This is a genomic window from Ramlibacter sp., assembly GCF_035627355.1.
Classification (GTDB): Bacteria; Pseudomonadota; Gammaproteobacteria; order Burkholderiales; family Burkholderiaceae_C; genus Ramlibacter.
Map to the genome: position 1 here is coordinate 1 of NZ_DASPLW010000003.1, position 15,157 is coordinate 15,157.

The 15,157-nt window shown below is 71.9% G+C and carries 14 protein-coding genes; 3 read left to right on the forward strand and 11 right to left on the reverse strand.

Features of this window, described 5'->3' with window-relative positions; genetic code table 11:
• The coding region (locus tag VEC03_RS00590; RefSeq protein WP_324912181.1) for a filamentous hemagglutinin N-terminal domain-containing protein at positions 1-1,932 on the reverse strand (1,932 nt) is incomplete at its 3' end.
• 296 nt (positions 1,933-2,228) lie between these two features.
• Here VEC03_RS00590 and VEC03_RS00595 point away from each other — a divergent pair.
• Positions 2,229-3,179: a GlcNAc-transferase family protein gene (locus VEC03_RS00595; RefSeq protein WP_324912182.1), complete on the forward strand. Its 951-nt coding sequence runs from the start codon at positions 2,229-2,231 to the stop codon at positions 3,177-3,179.
• 4 nt (positions 3,180-3,183) lie between these two features.
• Here VEC03_RS00595 and VEC03_RS00600 read toward each other — a convergent pair whose 3' ends face one another.
• From VEC03_RS00600 to tsaB, 3 genes are read right to left on the reverse strand one after another with little or no spacing between them, the layout of a single operon-like run.
• Positions 3,184-3,984 (reverse strand): uracil-DNA glycosylase, encoded by an 801-nt coding sequence (locus VEC03_RS00600; protein ID WP_324912235.1) that lies wholly within the window; start codon positions 3,982-3,984, stop codon positions 3,184-3,186.
• A 2-nt stretch (positions 3,985-3,986) separates the two neighbouring features.
• Positions 3,987-4,454, reverse strand: a complete 468-nt coding sequence (gene rimI, locus VEC03_RS00605) for a ribosomal protein S18-alanine N-acetyltransferase (RefSeq protein ID WP_324912183.1) — start codon at positions 4,452-4,454, stop codon at positions 3,987-3,989.
• Entirely contained in the window at positions 4,451-5,158 is a 708-nt protein-coding gene (tsaB, locus tag VEC03_RS00610) for a tRNA (adenosine(37)-N6)-threonylcarbamoyltransferase complex dimerization subunit type 1 TsaB (protein ID WP_324912184.1), read from the reverse strand. Before tsaB ends, rimI begins: the two co-directional genes overlap by 4 nt.
• Positions 5,159-5,218: 60 nt before the next feature.
• Here tsaB and dacB point away from each other — a divergent pair, with 60 nt between their 5' ends.
• A complete protein-coding gene (gene dacB / locus VEC03_RS00615; RefSeq protein ID WP_414708437.1) occupies positions 5,219-6,664 on the forward strand; it encodes a D-alanyl-D-alanine carboxypeptidase/D-alanyl-D-alanine endopeptidase in 1,446 nt (481 codons plus the stop codon).
• Between the two features lie 142 nt (positions 6,665-6,806).
• On the opposite strand, the gene VEC03_RS00620 is transcribed toward dacB, so the two are convergent.
• The 4 genes from VEC03_RS00620 to purE form a co-directional block, all read right to left on the reverse strand.
• A complete protein-coding gene (locus tag VEC03_RS00620) occupies positions 6,807-7,760 on the reverse strand; it encodes an SGNH/GDSL hydrolase family protein (protein ID WP_324912185.1) in 954 nt (317 codons plus the stop codon).
• Between the two features lie 69 nt (positions 7,761-7,829).
• Complete coding sequence (locus tag VEC03_RS00625) at positions 7,830-8,822, reverse strand: L-threonylcarbamoyladenylate synthase (RefSeq protein WP_324912186.1); 993 nt, start codon at positions 8,820-8,822, stop codon at positions 7,830-7,832.
• A gap of 4 nt (positions 8,823-8,826) precedes the next feature.
• Positions 8,827-9,999 carry a 5-(carboxyamino)imidazole ribonucleotide synthase gene (locus VEC03_RS00630; protein WP_324912187.1) on the reverse strand — a complete coding sequence of 391 codons (1,173 nt, stop codon included), beginning with the start codon at positions 9,997-9,999 and terminating at the stop codon, positions 8,827-8,829.
• Entirely contained in the window at positions 9,996-10,490 is a 495-nt protein-coding gene (gene purE, locus VEC03_RS00635; protein ID WP_324912188.1) for a 5-(carboxyamino)imidazole ribonucleotide mutase, read from the reverse strand. Before purE ends, VEC03_RS00630 begins: the two co-directional genes overlap by 4 nt.
• Before the next feature lie 46 nt (positions 10,491-10,536).
• Here purE and trxA point away from each other — a divergent pair, with 46 nt between their 5' ends.
• On the forward strand, positions 10,537-11,430 hold the full coding sequence (gene trxA, locus VEC03_RS00640) for a thioredoxin (RefSeq protein ID WP_324912189.1): 894 nt from the start codon (positions 10,537-10,539) through the stop codon (positions 11,428-11,430).
• Positions 11,431-11,463: 33 nt separating this feature from the next.
• Here trxA and VEC03_RS00645 read toward each other — a convergent pair whose 3' ends face one another.
• From VEC03_RS00645 to pyk, 3 genes are all read right to left on the reverse strand, one after another.
• On the reverse strand, positions 11,464-12,372 hold the full coding sequence (locus tag VEC03_RS00645; protein WP_324912190.1) for a phosphoribosylaminoimidazolesuccinocarboxamide synthase: 909 nt from the start codon (positions 12,370-12,372) through the stop codon (positions 11,464-11,466).
• Positions 12,373-12,444: 72 nt separating this feature from the next.
• Positions 12,445-13,509 carry a class II fructose-bisphosphate aldolase gene (gene fba / locus VEC03_RS00650; protein WP_324912191.1) on the reverse strand — a complete coding sequence of 355 codons (1,065 nt, stop codon included), beginning with the start codon at positions 13,507-13,509 and terminating at the stop codon, positions 12,445-12,447.
• 136 nt (positions 13,510-13,645) lie between these two features.
• Complete coding sequence (pyk, locus tag VEC03_RS00655; RefSeq protein WP_324912192.1) at positions 13,646-15,079, reverse strand: pyruvate kinase; 1,434 nt, start codon at positions 15,077-15,079, stop codon at positions 13,646-13,648.
• Positions 15,080-15,157: the final 78 nt, after the last annotated feature.

Here is a 15,157-nt window from a genome sequence, read left to right on the forward strand (position 1 = left end):
GAGCGAGCCCGGCGAGTTGAAGGACTGGGTCACGGCGACATTGGTGTTGCCCGTGAAGTCCATGGTGCCGCTGTTGCTCAGGTTGGCCACCCGGAACTGGCCTTCGTTCAGCCAGACGGAGCCCATGTTGTTGAACGTGCCGAGGCTGCCAAAGCCGCCGACGCCGCCGTGGGTGCCGCCGGCGCCGTCGACGGTGCCGTTGTTGTCGAACGCGGCCCCGTCCATCCGGAGCATGCTGTTGAGGTTCAGCGTGACGGTGCCGTCGTTCTGCCAGGTCTTGCCGGCGGGCAGGATGACGTTCAGGCGGTTGCCGTTGCCGGGGAAACCCAGCGTGCTGAATTCCACCCGGGCGCCGCTGTCGGTGACGACGTGGGGCCCGGCAGGCAGGGTGGCGGCGTTGGCCTGCAGGTACACGTTGAGCACGCCGGCGTCATTGGTGTCATTGACCAGGAAATGGGTCTGGTACTGGCTGCCCGTGAAGCGGATCTGGCCATCGGCCTCGAGGCGCAGGTCGGTCGTGCCGCTGGAAGTCTTGGAAATCTGGATTCCGCCCAAGCTCGTGTCGAACACGATGTCGCCGTTGTCGCCGCCGCTGCTGGCGGTCGATACGGTCACGCTGGTGCTGTTGTCGATCGCCGTATTGAGCGTGTCTACGCTGAGCTGCGAGGGATTGCCGTCGGCCGAGTGGAAATTCGGACTGGTCCCGAGGTTTTGGCCGTCGAATGGCCCGCCGACGATGAAGATGTCGCTGGGGTCCAGCAGCCAGGTGCCCGCCTGGCCGGCGGCAGCGGAGGCGTCCACTCGCACGCCGTTGGCGTCCAGGTGCCGCTTCCCCGACGTTTCCACGAAGCCACCATCGCCGCCATTCGCGCCGCCCCTGGCCTCGATGCGGCCGTGGGCCCGCGTCGTGTCGTCGGCCCACACGATCACCCGGCCGCCGTCGCCCTTGTCGGTGGCGTTGGCGCGCAACTGCGCATCGGCCGCCACCCAGGTGACCTGCGCATTCGGGACCTCGGCGTTGCCGCCCTTGTAGCCGCCGCCGATGCGGATCTGCCCGCCGCCGGCGGTGTTGGAGGTGTCGATCACCGCGCCGGCCATCACGCCGACGGTGCGGCCCAGCACGTCCACCCGGCCGCCGGCGCCGGCCAGGCCCTGGGCCTGCGTGGTCCCGGCCGCCTCGGCATGGTCGGCGGCCTTGAGCACCACGCGCCCGCCTTCCACGCTCACCGCCTGGGCCTGCACCAGCCCGCTGTGCCGCAGCGTGCCGGCAAACACGCCGACCGCGTCGCCGCGCAGGGTGCCCAGGTTCACGGCCTGGTCGGACGGGGCCTGCACTTCGAACAGGATGCCTTCCAGCCCGCGGCCGGTCAGTTCCACCTTCTGGCCGGCCGCCAGCACCGTGGCGCCCTCCGGGCTCTGGATGACGGCCTGCGCGCCGGCCTGCACGTCGGTGCCGATCAGCACCACGTCACCGCCGCGGGCCAGCACCTGGCCGTCCACCCGCAGCGGGCCGGCCGTGCTGCCGTCGCCGAACCGCAGGCGGCCGGCGATGGCGTCGGCATCGCTCATGCGCAGGGTGGAGGCGGTGAAGCCCGCAGTGTCGACCACCGCACCGGCGCCCACCGCGATGCCGGCCGGGTTCACCAGCACCAGCCGGCCGTTGGACGACAGCGTGCCGAAGATGGCACTCGGGTCGGGCCCGACCACGCGGTTGATCGAGGTGCTGGTCACCCCAGGCTGGGCGAAGTGCGTGGACGTGCCCGACGGCACGCTGAAGCTCTGCCAGTTGATGGCCGAGTGGTTGCTGCCGGCCCCGTTCTGGGTGGTGACCACCAGCTTGCTGCCCTGCTGGCTGAGGACGGCGCTGCCATGGATGGCCTGGGCGCCGGTGGGCTGCGCGTGGGCCGTGCTGCCGGCAAATCCCGCGGCCATGGCCAGGGCCAGCAGCAGTGGACGATGGCCGCCAGCCCCCGTCTGGCACAGGGTACGGAAGGCAAAGGGAGTCTGGCGTCGCGACATGGCTGTGCGGCCCTCGTGAAGATCAATCGGATTCCGGGCCGGCGCACCGCCAATCGCAGCGCCCCGCCGTCGAGTTCGACGGTAGCATACCGTTACACCCCGGACAACCGAGCGCGAGGGCCGGCGAGCGGCCGCCCGGCCGGGCTTGAGGGACGCTGCGTCAAATGTCACACGCGTGTGCGCCCTCCTGAGGCAAGCTCGGACCGCCCATGAGCCTGTTCATCAGCATCGCTGCGTACTGCGACCCGGTCCTGGGGTTCACGCTGGCGCGGGCCCGTGCCGCGGCTGCCCGGCCGCAGGACCTGCACTTCGGCGTGTTCGACCAGAGCCTGCAGCCGCCGCCGGCTTCCACCTTCGGCCTGCTGGCGCCGGCGCGCCTGACCTACCAGCGCATCGATCCGGTGTTCGCCCGCGGCCCCTGCTGGGCCCGGGCACTCGCGATGGCCCTGTACGACGGGGAGGACTGGTTCCTGCAGCTCGATTCGCACATGGACTTCGAGCCCGGTTGGGACGAGCGACTGGTCGCGCAGGCCAGCGCGCTGGCGCCGGGCCGCACCGGCGTGGTGATCTCCTCCTACCCGAATGCGTTCGGCTTCGAGGACGGCCGTCCCGTGCCGCGGCCGGCCACCGGCAAGGTCCTGGCCCATGTGGTGAAGCCGGGCGTCGGCTTCGAGCCCGGCCACCCGGTGCTGGCGTTCGAGGCGCATCCGGTCGACACCGACCGTCCGGTCCCCGGCTTCCACCTCGGCGCCGGCTGCCTGTTCGCACCCGGCCGGTTCGCGCTGGAGTTCCCCTACGACCCCGCCCTGTACTTCCACGGCGAGGAGCAGGCGCTGGCGGTCCGGCTGTTCACCCACGGCTGGGACATCTTCCACATGCCCGGGCTGCCGGTCTCGCACCTGTACAACGACGGCCGCTCCGGCGTGCCGCCGCGCCCGCTGCATTGGGACGCCGCCCACGAGGCCGGGCGCAGCCAGAACTGGTGGGAGCTGGAGCAGCGCTCGCGCGCGCGGCTGGCGGCACTGGTGGGCGGGCAGCCGCTGGGCGCCTATGGCCTGGGCAGCGTCCGCACCCTGGCCGACTACGCCCGCTGGTGCGGCATCGACTACGCGGCGCGCACCCTGGCGCCGCAGGCCTGGCGTCCACTGGCGCCGATCTGAGGGTTCAGGCGCCGCCGCCGTCCATCAGCTCGGCCGCCAGGCACAGGTCGGTCCAAGCCTTGGCCTTGTCGGGCAGGTTGCGCAGCAGGTAGGCGGGGTGGTAGGTCACCACGACCGGCACGCCTTCGTACGCATGCACGCGGCCGCGCAGGCGGCCGATCGGCTCCTGCGATTGCAGCAGCGTCTGCACCGCGAAGCGCCCCATGGCCAGGATCACCCGCGGCTGCACCAGTGCCACCTGGCGGCGCAGGAAGGGCTCGCACTGGGCGACCTCCTCGGGCTGCGGATTGCGGTTGCCGGGCGGCCGGCACTTGAGCACGTTGGCGATGTAGACGTTGCTGCGGCGGTCCAGGCCGACGGCGCGCAGCATGTTGTCCAGCAGCTGGCCGGCCGGGCCGACGAAGGGCTCGCCCTTGAGGTCCTCCTGCTCGCCGGGCGCCTCGCCGATGACCATCCAGTCGGCGCGCGCCGGGCCCACCCCCAGCACGGTGTTGCGGCGCGACTCGCACAGGCCGCAGGCGCGGCAGCCGGCCACCGCGCTGGCCAGGCCTTCCCAGTCGAGGCTCGCGATGCCGGCCCGCTGGCCGTCGGCGATCGGCGCGGCAGGGGTCGTCGGGGCCGCGGGAGCAGCTCCGGCGGCGGGCGGACGCACCGGCGGTGCGATCCGTTGTTCCCGCTCGGCAGCGGCGCCGGCCAAGTCCTGCGCGGGCGCGGCCGTGGCCTCCGCCGGAGTGGCCAGGGCCGGCGGCAGCAGTTCCAGCCCCATCTCCCGGAGCATGGCCAGACGGCGAGGGTCGAGTTGCAGCGTCACAGCTTCAGGCTCATCACGATGGCGTCCTCGCGCCCGCCACCGGCCGCCGGGTAGTAGCGGCGGCGCTCGCCGACGCGCCGGAAACCGTTGCGCTCGTACAGCCGCTGCGCGCGCAGGTTGCCGACCCGCACCTCCAGCCACAGCCACTGCGCGCCCTGCCCGCGGGCCCAGATCGCCAGTGCTTCCAGCATCAGGCGGCCCCAGCCCTGGCCCTGCCAGGCCGGCGCGACCGTGATGTTCAGCAGGTGCACCTCGTCCACCCCCTTCATCGCCACGAAATAGCCCAGCACCCGGCCGCCGGCGCACAGCAGCTGGGCTTCGTAGCCCGAGCGCAGCGAGTCGACGAAGTTGCCGTGCGTCCAGGGGTGCTCGTAGGCGCTGCGCTCGATCGGCAGCACCTCGGACAGGCGGCCCGGCGTCATCGGTTCGAAAGCGGCCTCGCGGTCGTGCAGCAGGGCGCTCATGGCTGCATTCTGGCCCGGTCGGCCGCTGCGGCGCGGGCCGCCTCGCGCTCCGCCGTCGTTTGCGCCACCTTGTCACGCACGTACAGGGGCAGTGCCTGCTCGGCCGGCCGCCCCAGTCCCTGGGCCAGCAACTGCGGCGCCAGCGCCAGGATCGCGAGGGCGGTCGGCACGACCTCCACGCGGGTCGCGACCGCCGGCAGGCGGTCACCGTAGACGGCCAGCGCATTGCCCGCCAGGCAGGCGACGCCGGCGGCCTCGAGCGTCTCCGGCGCACCCAGCCGGATCGTGCCCTCGCGCTGCCAGCGCATGCCGTCGTGCCGGTAGCGGGCCGAATAGACCTCGTCCATCCGGGCATCGAGCACCGCCAGCACGTCGGCGGCGCCCAGGCGCTCGCGCGCCGCCTCGGCCACCGCCATCAGCGTCTCCACCGGCAGCACCGGCACGCCCGCGCCCAGTGCCAGCCCCTGGGCCACCGAGCAGGCGGTGCGCAGGCCGGTGAAGGAGCCGGGGCCGCAGCCGAAGGCGATCGCGTCCAGCGAGGCGACGTCCAACCCGCCTCGTTCCAGCAGGTCCAGCACCGCCGGGATCAGGGTGGACGAGGACTTGGCGCCGCCTTCGCCCTGCACGGACAGCGGCGCGGCGCCGGCGCGCACGAGCGCCACGCTCATCGCCTCGGTGCTGGTGTCGAAGGCGAGCAGGTTCACGGGCGGGGGAAGGGAAGGCAGGCGGGCAAGCGCAGGATTATCGGCCTCCATAATCGGCCGATGCGCCTCCCGCTGTTCCTGGCTGCTTGGCTGTGCGCCGCCGCCGCCGCGGCACAGGCGCTGCCGCCCGCCAGCCCGGCGATGCCGCCGGCGGTCCAGGGGCCGGCGTCAGGGGCGCCGGCGCTCCCTCCGGCCGTCGAAGCCGCACTGGCGCGGGCGCGGCTGCCGCGCGACGCCGTCACCCTGCTGGTCACCGACGTCGATCCCCGGCTGCCGCCGCGCCTCGCCCACCGGGCCGAAGTCCCGGTCAATCCGGCGTCCATCGCCAAGCTGGCCACGACCTTTGCCGCGCTGGAACTGCTGGGTCCCACCTTCACCTGGACCACGCCGGTCTATGCCGACGCGCCGGTGGTCGGGGGCACCCTGCAGGGCAACCTGTACATCCGGGGGCAGGGCGATCCGACCCTGGTGCTGGAGCGTCTCTGGCTGCTGCTGCGCCATGTGCGTGCGCTCGGGATCACCGGCATCGCCGGCGACATCGTGCTGGACCACGGCGCCTTCGAACTGCCGCCGCACGATCCGGCCGCCTTCGACGGCGAGCCGCTGCGGCCCTACAACGCGGCGCCCGACGCCCTGCTGGTCAACTACCGCAGCGCGGTCCTGTCGTTCGTGCCGCAGGCCGACGGCAGCGCGCGCGTGACGGCGGACCCGCCGCTGGCGGGCGTGCAGTGGCCACGCTCGGTGCGCCTGGGCGCCGGCGACTGCGGCGACTGGCGCGCCGCCCTGCAGGCGGACTTCAGCCTGCCGCTGCAGCCGCGCTTCGGCGGCGCGTATCCAGCGGCCTGCGGCGTCCGCCGCTGGGCGCTCGCCTTCGCCGATCCGCACAGCCATGCGGCCCGCGCGGTGGCAGGGCTGTGGCAGGAGATCGGCGGCACGCTGGGCGGGACGGTGCGCGACGGCAGCGTGCCGGCGTCCCTCGCGCCCCTGTTCGAGCAGGCTTCGCCGCCCCTGTCCGAAGTCATCCGCGACATCAACAAGTTCAGCAACAACGTGATGGCGCAGCAGCTGTTCCTCACGCTGAGCCTGCAGGCCGTGGGCAAGGGCAGCCGCGAAGCCTCGCGCGAACTGCTGGCCGGCTGGTGGCGAGATCGGATCGGCCCGCAGCCGCCGGTGTTCGACAACGGCGCCGGCCTGTCGCGCGAGGCGCGCATCAGTGCCGCGCAGCTTGCGCGCCTGCTGCAGCACGCCTGGAGCTCGCCGCTGATGCCGGAACTGCTGGCCTCGCTGCCGCTGTCGGGCACCGACGGCACCCTGCGCCGGCTGCAAGCGCCGGCGCGCGCGCACCTCAAGAGCGGCAGCCTGCGCGACGTGTTCGGCGTCGCCGGCTACGTGCACGGCATCGGCGGCCGCCGCTGGGTGGTGGTGGCCATTGCCAACCACCCCGACGCCGCCCGCCTGCGCCCGGCCATCGAAGCCCTGCTGGAGTGGACCGCGCAGCAACCGTAGGGTCGTGGGTGGTTTTTCGTTGGACCGCGCGGAATAACATGCAGCGCGGTCCCTCCTGTGAGGAGGAGCCGGCTTTGCCGGGCCTCCTCACACTGATCAAGCCACTGGAGAAAGTCGCTTGCGACTTTCTCCAGTGAAGCCCTTACCAGCGCTCGCGCAGCCGGTCGTAGGCGTAGTCGCCGAGGGTGGTGTGGCCCTTGGGCGCGAAATAGACCGGATCGGCGAACAGGGTGGTTTCCAGGTTGGCGCCGCCCAGCGTCCCGCCGTTGCACAGCGCCGAATTCACCTGGCCCGCGCCGATGCCGATGCCGGGGCCCGGATCCACCGAGTTGCACAGCACGCTGGTCACGTCGTCGAAGCCGTAGGTGGCATTGCCGCCGTCGGCGGTGACCAGGTTGATGTGCAGCGCGGCGTCGATGTAGAGGACCTTGGCGCCGAGATCGACGATGGAGATCAGCAGCTCGTCGTTGAAGCGGGTGGTCAGGCTCTCCAGCACGCCCTCGCGGCCGGTACTGCGCGCCCAGGGCGAGCGGCCGAGGTTGTACGGCCCGGCCACCGCGACGTGCTGGGCGCCGGCGTCGACCAGCCGGCGCACCTGCGCGCCCAGCGCGCGCCCGGCGGCCTCCACGTTGGCGGTGGCCTGGGCCTCGTCCTGGTTGCCCGCGATCAGCGCCGCGCCCTCCGCGATGATGTCGGCGACGCCCCCGGCCACCAGGATCAGGTCACCGCCGGCCGGCGACTCGCTGGCCAGGAAGGTGTCGATCTGCTCGGCGATCGTAGGCGTGGCCGCGTTGCCGGCCGCATCGGGCTTGCTGGTCACCCGTGCGCTGCCGATGGCGTAGCTGCTGCCGCCACCCGCGCTGGGCTGGATCGAGAGGCCGTAGCTGGCGGCGAGCTGCTCCGTCCAGTTGATGCCCCCGTTGTTGATGGTGTAGCGCGTTCCGCGCTGGCCCGCATCGGCGAAGGCATCGCCGAACACGACCAGCCGGTCGGGATTGAATTCGGACACCACCGATCCACCGCCGCAAGCGGCGAGCAGGAGCGGGGACACGCAGGCGGCCGTGAGCAGCGCACGGCGCAACCACTGGAAAGGCATGGGGGGATCTCCGTCGAAAAGCCGGCGCTAGTGTAACGAGCGGACTGGCGCGCGCCCCTGCGGCCCCGTTCAGGCCGCCGCGCGCTGCAGCCGGTCGCGCACGCCGTCCCATTCGGCGCCGGGCGGCGGCGCCTCGACCCAGATCAGCTGCACGCCCTCCTGGTCGAACTCGCGCAGCACGGCGAACAGCTGGCGCGCCGCCTCGCGCGCGTCCTCGGGCATGCGCCGGCGCAGCACGTGCGTGGAGCGGGTCTGCAGGATGGCGCGCGACCAGGTGGCGATGCCGCGCGCCTGCTCGCCGAGCAGGTCGAGGCCCGCCTGCAGCGCCGCGGCATCCATCAGCCGCACGCGGGCACGGGGCGCGTAGTGCGAGGCCAGCGTGCCGGACGCGCGCGGGGCGGCGTCCTCCAGTTCCCCCGGTGCCGCCAGCGGCTCGCCGCACGCGTCCCCGATCTGCTGCGCCGTGAGCACGCCCGGCCGCAGCAGCACCGGGCGCCCGCGGGTGCAGTCGACGATCGCCGACTCGATGCCGACCTCGCACGGGCCGCCATCGAGCACCAGCAGCGCCTCGCCGAACTCCGAGGCCACGTGGGCAGCGCTGGTGGGGCTCACCCGGCCGAAGCGGTTGGCGCTGGGCGCGGCCAGTCCCGCCACCGGCGGGTCGGCCTGGCTGCAGGCCTGCAGCAGCGCATGCGCCACCGGATGCGAGGGGCAGCGCAGGCCGATGGTGGCGTGCCCGCCGGCCGCCGCCTGCGCCACACCCTCGCGGCGCGGCAGGATCAGCGTGAGCGGGCCGGGCCAGAAGGCATCGATCAGGCGCTGGGCGAAGGCCGGCACGTCGGCGGCAAACCGCCCTACGGCCGCGCCATCGGGCACGTGGACGATCAGCGGGTGGTCGCTGGGCCGGCCCTTGGCGGCGAAGATGCGCGCCACCGCCGCATCGTTGCCGGCGTCCGCGCCCAGGCCATAGACCGTCTCGGTCGGGAAGGCCACCAGCTCGCCGGCCTGCAGGGCCGCCACGGCCAGCTGCAGCGCCTCGGGCTCGCGCGGGTCGCGGATCATCGCCTCAGAACGGCTCGATGCCCAGCAGCGAGCAGGCGCGCAGGGCCGTTGCCCGCGCGCCGGCCGCGTCGGGCGCCGTCAACGTCAGGTGGCCCATCTTGCGACCGGGCCGCGCATCGGTCTTGCCGTACAGGTGAAGGTGTGCGCCGGGCAGCGCCAGCACCTGCGTCCAGGGCGGTTCCTGGGGCGCTGCACCGTGCCTGAACCAGAGGTCGCCCAGCAGGTTGAGCATGATCGCGTGGCTGTGCTGGCGCGGCGCCACCAGCGGCAGGCCGGCCAGCGTGCGCACCTGCAGCTCGAACTGCGACACGTCGGCGCCCTCGATGCTCCAGTGGCCGCTGTTGTGCGGGCGCGGGGCGATCTCGTTGACGACCAGCGAGCCGTCCTGCAGCAGGAAGAACTCGACGCACAACACCCCGACGTAGTCCAGTCCTTGCGCAATGGCGCGCGTGGCCTCGACGGCCTGCTGCGCGGTGGCTTCGGGCAGCACCCCCGCGCCCGCCTCGGTGACGGCGAGGATGCCGCCGCGGTGCAGGTTGCGCTGTGGCGGCAGGTGCACCATGGCGCCGTCGGCGCCGCGGGCCACCACCACCGAGCATTCGGCCGCGAGCGGCAGCAGGCGCTCCAGCACGCAGGGCACGCGGTGCAGCTCGTCCCAGGCCCGCACCAGCGCCGCCCGGTCGGCCACGCGCACCTGGCCCTTGCCGTCGTAGCCCAGCCGGCACGTCTTGAGCACGCCGGGGAACAGCGGCTCCGGCGCTGCCTGCAGGTCGTCGCTGGAAGCGATCACCGCATGCGGGGCACAAGGCACGCCGCAGGCCAGGAAGTGCGCCTTCTCGCGGGCGCGGTCCTGCGCCACGGCCACCGCCGTATGGGCCGGGGCCACCCGCCGCTGTGCCGCCAGCAGCTCGAGCGCGCGCGCCGGCACGTTCTCGAATTCCGTCGTGATGGCGTGCGCGCGCGCGGCCAGCTCATCGAGGCCGGCGTCGTCGTCGTAGGCGGCGTGCACGTGGAAGTGGCTGACGCGGCCGGCCGGGCTGGCGGCATCGGGGTCCAGCACCGCGGTCGCGTAACCCAGTCGCTGGGCGGCGTGGACGAACATGCGGCCCAGTTGGCCGCCACCCAGCACGCCCAGGGTACTGCCGGGGAGCAGGGCCGGCTCTGCGGGCATGGTCATGCCGACGGCGGCAGCACGGTATCGCGCGCGGCCTGGGTCTGCCGGGCGCGGTAGTCGGCCAGCTGGCGGCGCAGGCCTTCGGCGCCGTTGGCCAGCATCGCGACGGCGAACAGCGCCGCATTGGCCGCGCCGGCCGCGCCGATCGCGAAGGTGGCCACGGGAATGCCCTTGGGCATCTGCACGATGCTGTGCAGCGAGTCCACGCCCTGCAGGTGGCGGCTGGGCACCGGCACGCCCAGCACCGGCACGGTGGTCTTGGCCGCGAGCATGCCGGGCAGGTGGGCGGCGCCACCGGCGCCGGCGATGATGGCCTTCAGCCCGCGGCCGGCCGCCTGCTCGGCATAGGCGAACATCTCGTCGGGCATCCGGTGCGCGGAAACGACCTTCGCCTCATGGGCCACGCCGAATTCCTGGAGAATCTGCACTGCGTGCTGCAGGGTGTCCCAGTCGCTGCCGGACCCCATCACCACGCCAACCTGGACAGGGGGCATGAAGTGCTCCTAAAGGCTGAATTCTAAGTTTAGGGACCCGCACTCCATGATCGACGTCACGATCGAGAACTTCGAATCCGAAGTCATCGCCGCCTCCGCCACCCAGCCCGTGCTGGTGGATTTCTGGGCGCCGTGGTGCGGCCCGTGCAAGGTGATCGGCCCCATCCTCGAGAAGCTCGAGGCCGAGTACGCGGGCCGCTTCAAGCTGGTGAAGATCAACTCCGACGAGGAGCAGCAGCTGGCGGCCGCGTTCGGCATCCGCAGCATCCCGACCTGCATCCTGCTGGTGAACGGCCAGCCGGTGGACGGCTTCATGGGCGCGCTGCCCGAGGGCCAGCTGCGCCAGTTCCTGGACAAGCACCTGCCCGAGGGCGAGCCACCTGCCGAAGAAGCCCTCCCCGACGAAGCCCCGCTCGATGCGCAGGACCGGCTCGAGCAACTGCAGCACGCCGTGGCCACCAACCCGGCGGACGACGACGCCCGTTTCGAGTACGTGAAGGCGCTGCTGCTGGCGGGCCGGCTGGCCGAGGCCACGGCGACGTTCGAACCGGTGGCCGGCAAGGCCGCGGGCATCCGCCGTCTCGACTCGCTGCAGCGCATGATCGACGCGATGGCCTTCGCCGCCGGGCAGGGCGACGCGGGCCCGGCGCTGGCCGCCCTGGAGGCACGCATCGCGGCCGACCGGCGCGACTTCGAGGCGCGGTTCGGCAAGGCACGCCTGCTGGCCGCGCAGCAGCGCTGGACCGACGCGATGGACGAGCTGCTGGAGATCCTGATGCGCGACAAGGGCTGGAACGAGGACGCCGCGCGCAAGACCTACATCGCCATCCTCGACCTCATCGAGCCGCCCAAGCCCGCGGTCGCCGAAGGCCAGATCCCGCCGGACGATCCGACGGTGGCGACCTACCGCCGGCGGCTGTCGAGCGTGGTCCTGTCCTGATCCCGGAAGCGGCGGCGGGCACGCCCGCACGCCTCAGCCCGTCAGCCGGTCGAGCGCCTCGCGGTACTTGGCCGCCGTCTTCGCAATCACGTCCTGCGGCAGGCGCGGTGCTGGCGGCGTCTTGTCCCAGGGCTTGCCGTGGATGCGCACCTGCTCCAGCCAGTCGCGCAGGTACTGCTTGTCGAAGCTGGGCGGGTTGCGGCCCTCGCGCAGCGCGTCCTCGTAGCCTTCCACTGGCCAGTAGCGCGAGGAATCGGGCGTCAACACCTCGTCCATCAGCACCACCCGGCCCTGTTCGTCGAGGCCGAACTCGAACTTGGTGTCGGCAATGATCAGCCCGCGCGCCAGCGCGATCCTGGCCGCCTCGGCGTAGAGCGCGAGGCTGAGGTCGCGCACCTTGGCCGCCACCTCGGGCCCGACCAGCTCGACGGTGCGCTCGAAGGTGATGTTCTCGTCGTGCTCGCCCGCCGCGGCCTTGGAGGCCGGCGTGTAGATCGGTTGCGGCAGCCGGCTCGAGTTGGTCAGCCCGGGCGGCAGCGGCACGCCGCAGACGGCCTGCGCCTGCTGGTACTCCTTCCAGCCGCTGCCGGCCAGGTAGCCGCGCACCACCGCCTCGATGGGCAGCGGGCTGAGCCGCTTGACCAGCATGGAGCGGCCCACCACCTGCTGGACCTCGGCCGAGCTCACCACGCTCTCGGGCAGCTCGCCGGTGAGGTGGTTGGGGCACAGGTGCGCCAGCCGGCCAAACCAGAACAGCGCCATGTGGGTGAGCAGTTCGCCCTTGCCCGGGATCGGCTCGCCCATGATCACGTCGAAGGCCGAGATGCGGTCGGTCGCGACCATCAGGATGCGGTCGTCGCCGACCGCGTAGTTGTCGCGCACCTTGCCGCGCGCCAGCAGCGGCAGCGAGGTGAGCGAGGAGGTGTGCAGGGCGGAGGTCATGGTGCGCTCGTGCGGTAAAGCAAAACGGCCCGCAGGAGCGCGGGCCGTTCGATTATCGCCAAGGGGGCGCCGTCAGTTCACCGTCTGCGCCAGCTCGCCGCGCTCGTACTTCTGCGCGACCACCTGCAGCGAGTGGCCCTTGATCTTCGGCGCCTGGCCCTCGCAGCCGAACTGCTGGTAGCGCTGGCGGCAGATCTGCTTGGCCGCCTCGCGGGCGGGCTTCATCCACTCGCGCATGTCGAACTTGTCGGGGTTCTCGGCCATGAACTTGCGCACCGCGCCAGTCATGGCCAGGCGGATGTCGGTGTCGATGTTGATCTTGCGCACGCCGTGCTTGATGGCTTCCTGGATCTCCTCGACCGGCACGCCGTAGGTCTCCTTCATCTTGCCGCCGTACTGGTTGATGATGGCCAGCAGGTCCTGCGGCACGGAGGAGGAGCCGTGCATCACCAGGTGGGTGTTGGGGATGCGGCGGTGGATCTCCTTGATGCGGTCGATCGCCAGGATGTCGCCGGTGGGCTTGCGCGAGAACTTGTAGGCCCCGTGGCTGGTGCCGATGGCGATGGCCAGCGCGTCCAGCTGCGTCTTCTTGACGAAGTCGGCCGCCTGCTCGGGGTCGGTCAGCAGCTGCTCGCGCGTCATGGTGGCCTCGGTGCCGTGGCCGTCCTCCTTGTCGCCGCGCATGGTCTCCAGCGAGCCCAGGCAGCCCAGCTCGCCCTCGACGGTGACGCCCAGCTTGTGGGCCATGTCGACCACCTTGCGCGTGACGTCGACGTTGTAGTCGTAGCTGGCGATGGTCTTGCCGTCGGATTCGAGCGAGCCGTCCATCATCACCGAGGAGAAGCCCAGCTTGATCGCGCCGGCGCACACGTCCGGGCTCTGGCCGTGGTCCTGGTGCATCACCAGCGGGATCTCGGGGTAGGCCTCCAGCGCGGCCTGGATCAGGTGCTTGACGAAGGGCTCGCCGGCGTACTTGCGGGCGCCGGCGCTGGCCTGCAGGATCACCGGCGCAGCCAGTTCCCGGGCGGCTTCCATCACCGCCTGGACCTGCTCGAGGTTGTTGACGTTGAAGGCCGGGATGCCATAGCCGTTGTCGGCGGCATGGTCCAGCAGTTCGCGCATGGAAACGAGGGGCATGGTGCAGTCCTGAGGAGTAGTGAAATGCGGCTTGGTGCGGGCTGGATTCACCCCGCGCCAGCTCGGGAAATTCTACCGGCTGGGTCTTGCGAAAGGGGCTTGTCGCACGGTCGCGCTGGACCATGCAGCCACTCGTTCAGGCCACCCGCAGGACCTTGAGCATGTTGGTGCCGCCGGGGGCACCCATGGGTTCGCCGCAGGTAATGGCGTAGATGTCGCCGGAGGCGACGATGCCGCGCTTCTTCAGGTGCGCCTCGGCATCGGCCAGCGCGGTGTCGCGCTCGGCGCTCTGGTCCATCAGCAGCGGTCGCACGTTGCGGTACAGCGCCATGCGGCGCTGGGTCGCCAGCCGCGGCGTGAGCGCGTAGATCGGGATGTGGATCGGGTAGCGGCTCATCCACAACGGCGTGGAGCCGGAGTCGGTCAGGGCCACGATCGCCTTGCAGCCCAGGTGGTAGGCAGTGAACAGCGCGCCCATGGCGATCGACTGGTCGATGCGCGAGAACTCCATGCCGCTGAAGTCGGCGTCGAGCTTGACGTCCTCGGCCATCTCGGCCTCGGCGCAGATGTTGGCCATCTCGATGATGGTCTCCAGCGGATAGCGCCCGGTCGCGGTCTCGGCGCTGAGCATCACGGCGTCGGTGCCGTCCAGCACCGCGTTGGCGACGTCGCTGACCTCGGCGCGGGTGGGCACCGGGTTGGTGATCATCGATTCCATCATCTGGGTCGCCGTGATCACCACCTTGTCGCACTTGCGGGCGGCCCGGATCATGCGCTTCTGCAGCGCCGGCACGGCGGCGTTGCCGACCTCCACCGCCAGGTCGCCGCGCGCGACCATGATGCCGTCGCTGGCCCTGAGGATGGCCTCCAGGTTGGGAATGGCCTCGGCCCGCTCGATCTTGGCGATCAGGCCGGGCTTGTGCCGGTATTCGGCCGCCGCCACGTTGCACAGCTGGCGCGCCATCTCCATGTCGGTGGCGGTCTTGGGAAAGCTCACCGCCACGTAGTCGGCCTGGAAGCTCATCGCGGTGCGGATGTCCTCCATGTCCTTGGCCGTCAGCGCCGGCGCCGACAGCCCGCCGCCCTGCTTGTTGATGCCCTTGTTGTTGGACAGCTCGCCACCGAGCTTGACCGTGGTGTGGACCTGGTCGCCGCGCACCTTGTCGACCGTGAGCACGATGAGGCCGTCGTTGAGCAGCAGCGTGTCGCCGGCGCGCACGTCGCGCGGCAGTTCCTTGTAGTCCAGGCCCACGCCCTCGGCGTTGCCCGCTTCGCTGCGCGCGGCGTCGAGCACGAACTTCATGCCCGGCTCCAGGTGGACCTTGCCGTCGGCGAACTTGCCGACCCGGATCTTGGGGCCCTGCAGGTCGGCCATGATCGCCACCTCGCGGCCGGCGCGCTGGCCCGCCTCGCGCACCAGCTGCGCCCGGTCGATGTGGTCCTGCGCCTTGCCGTGGCTGAAATTCAGGCGCACGACGTTGACGCCGGCGCGGATCATCTGCTCGAGCAGGCCGGGGTCGCTGGAGGCGGGACCGAGGGTGGCGACGATCTTGGTGGCGCGACGGGCCATGGGCAGGGATCCTCCTCAAAGGGGGTTGTCGGCATTCTCACACGCGGGACCGGCACGCGCCGGTTGCAGCACCTGTGC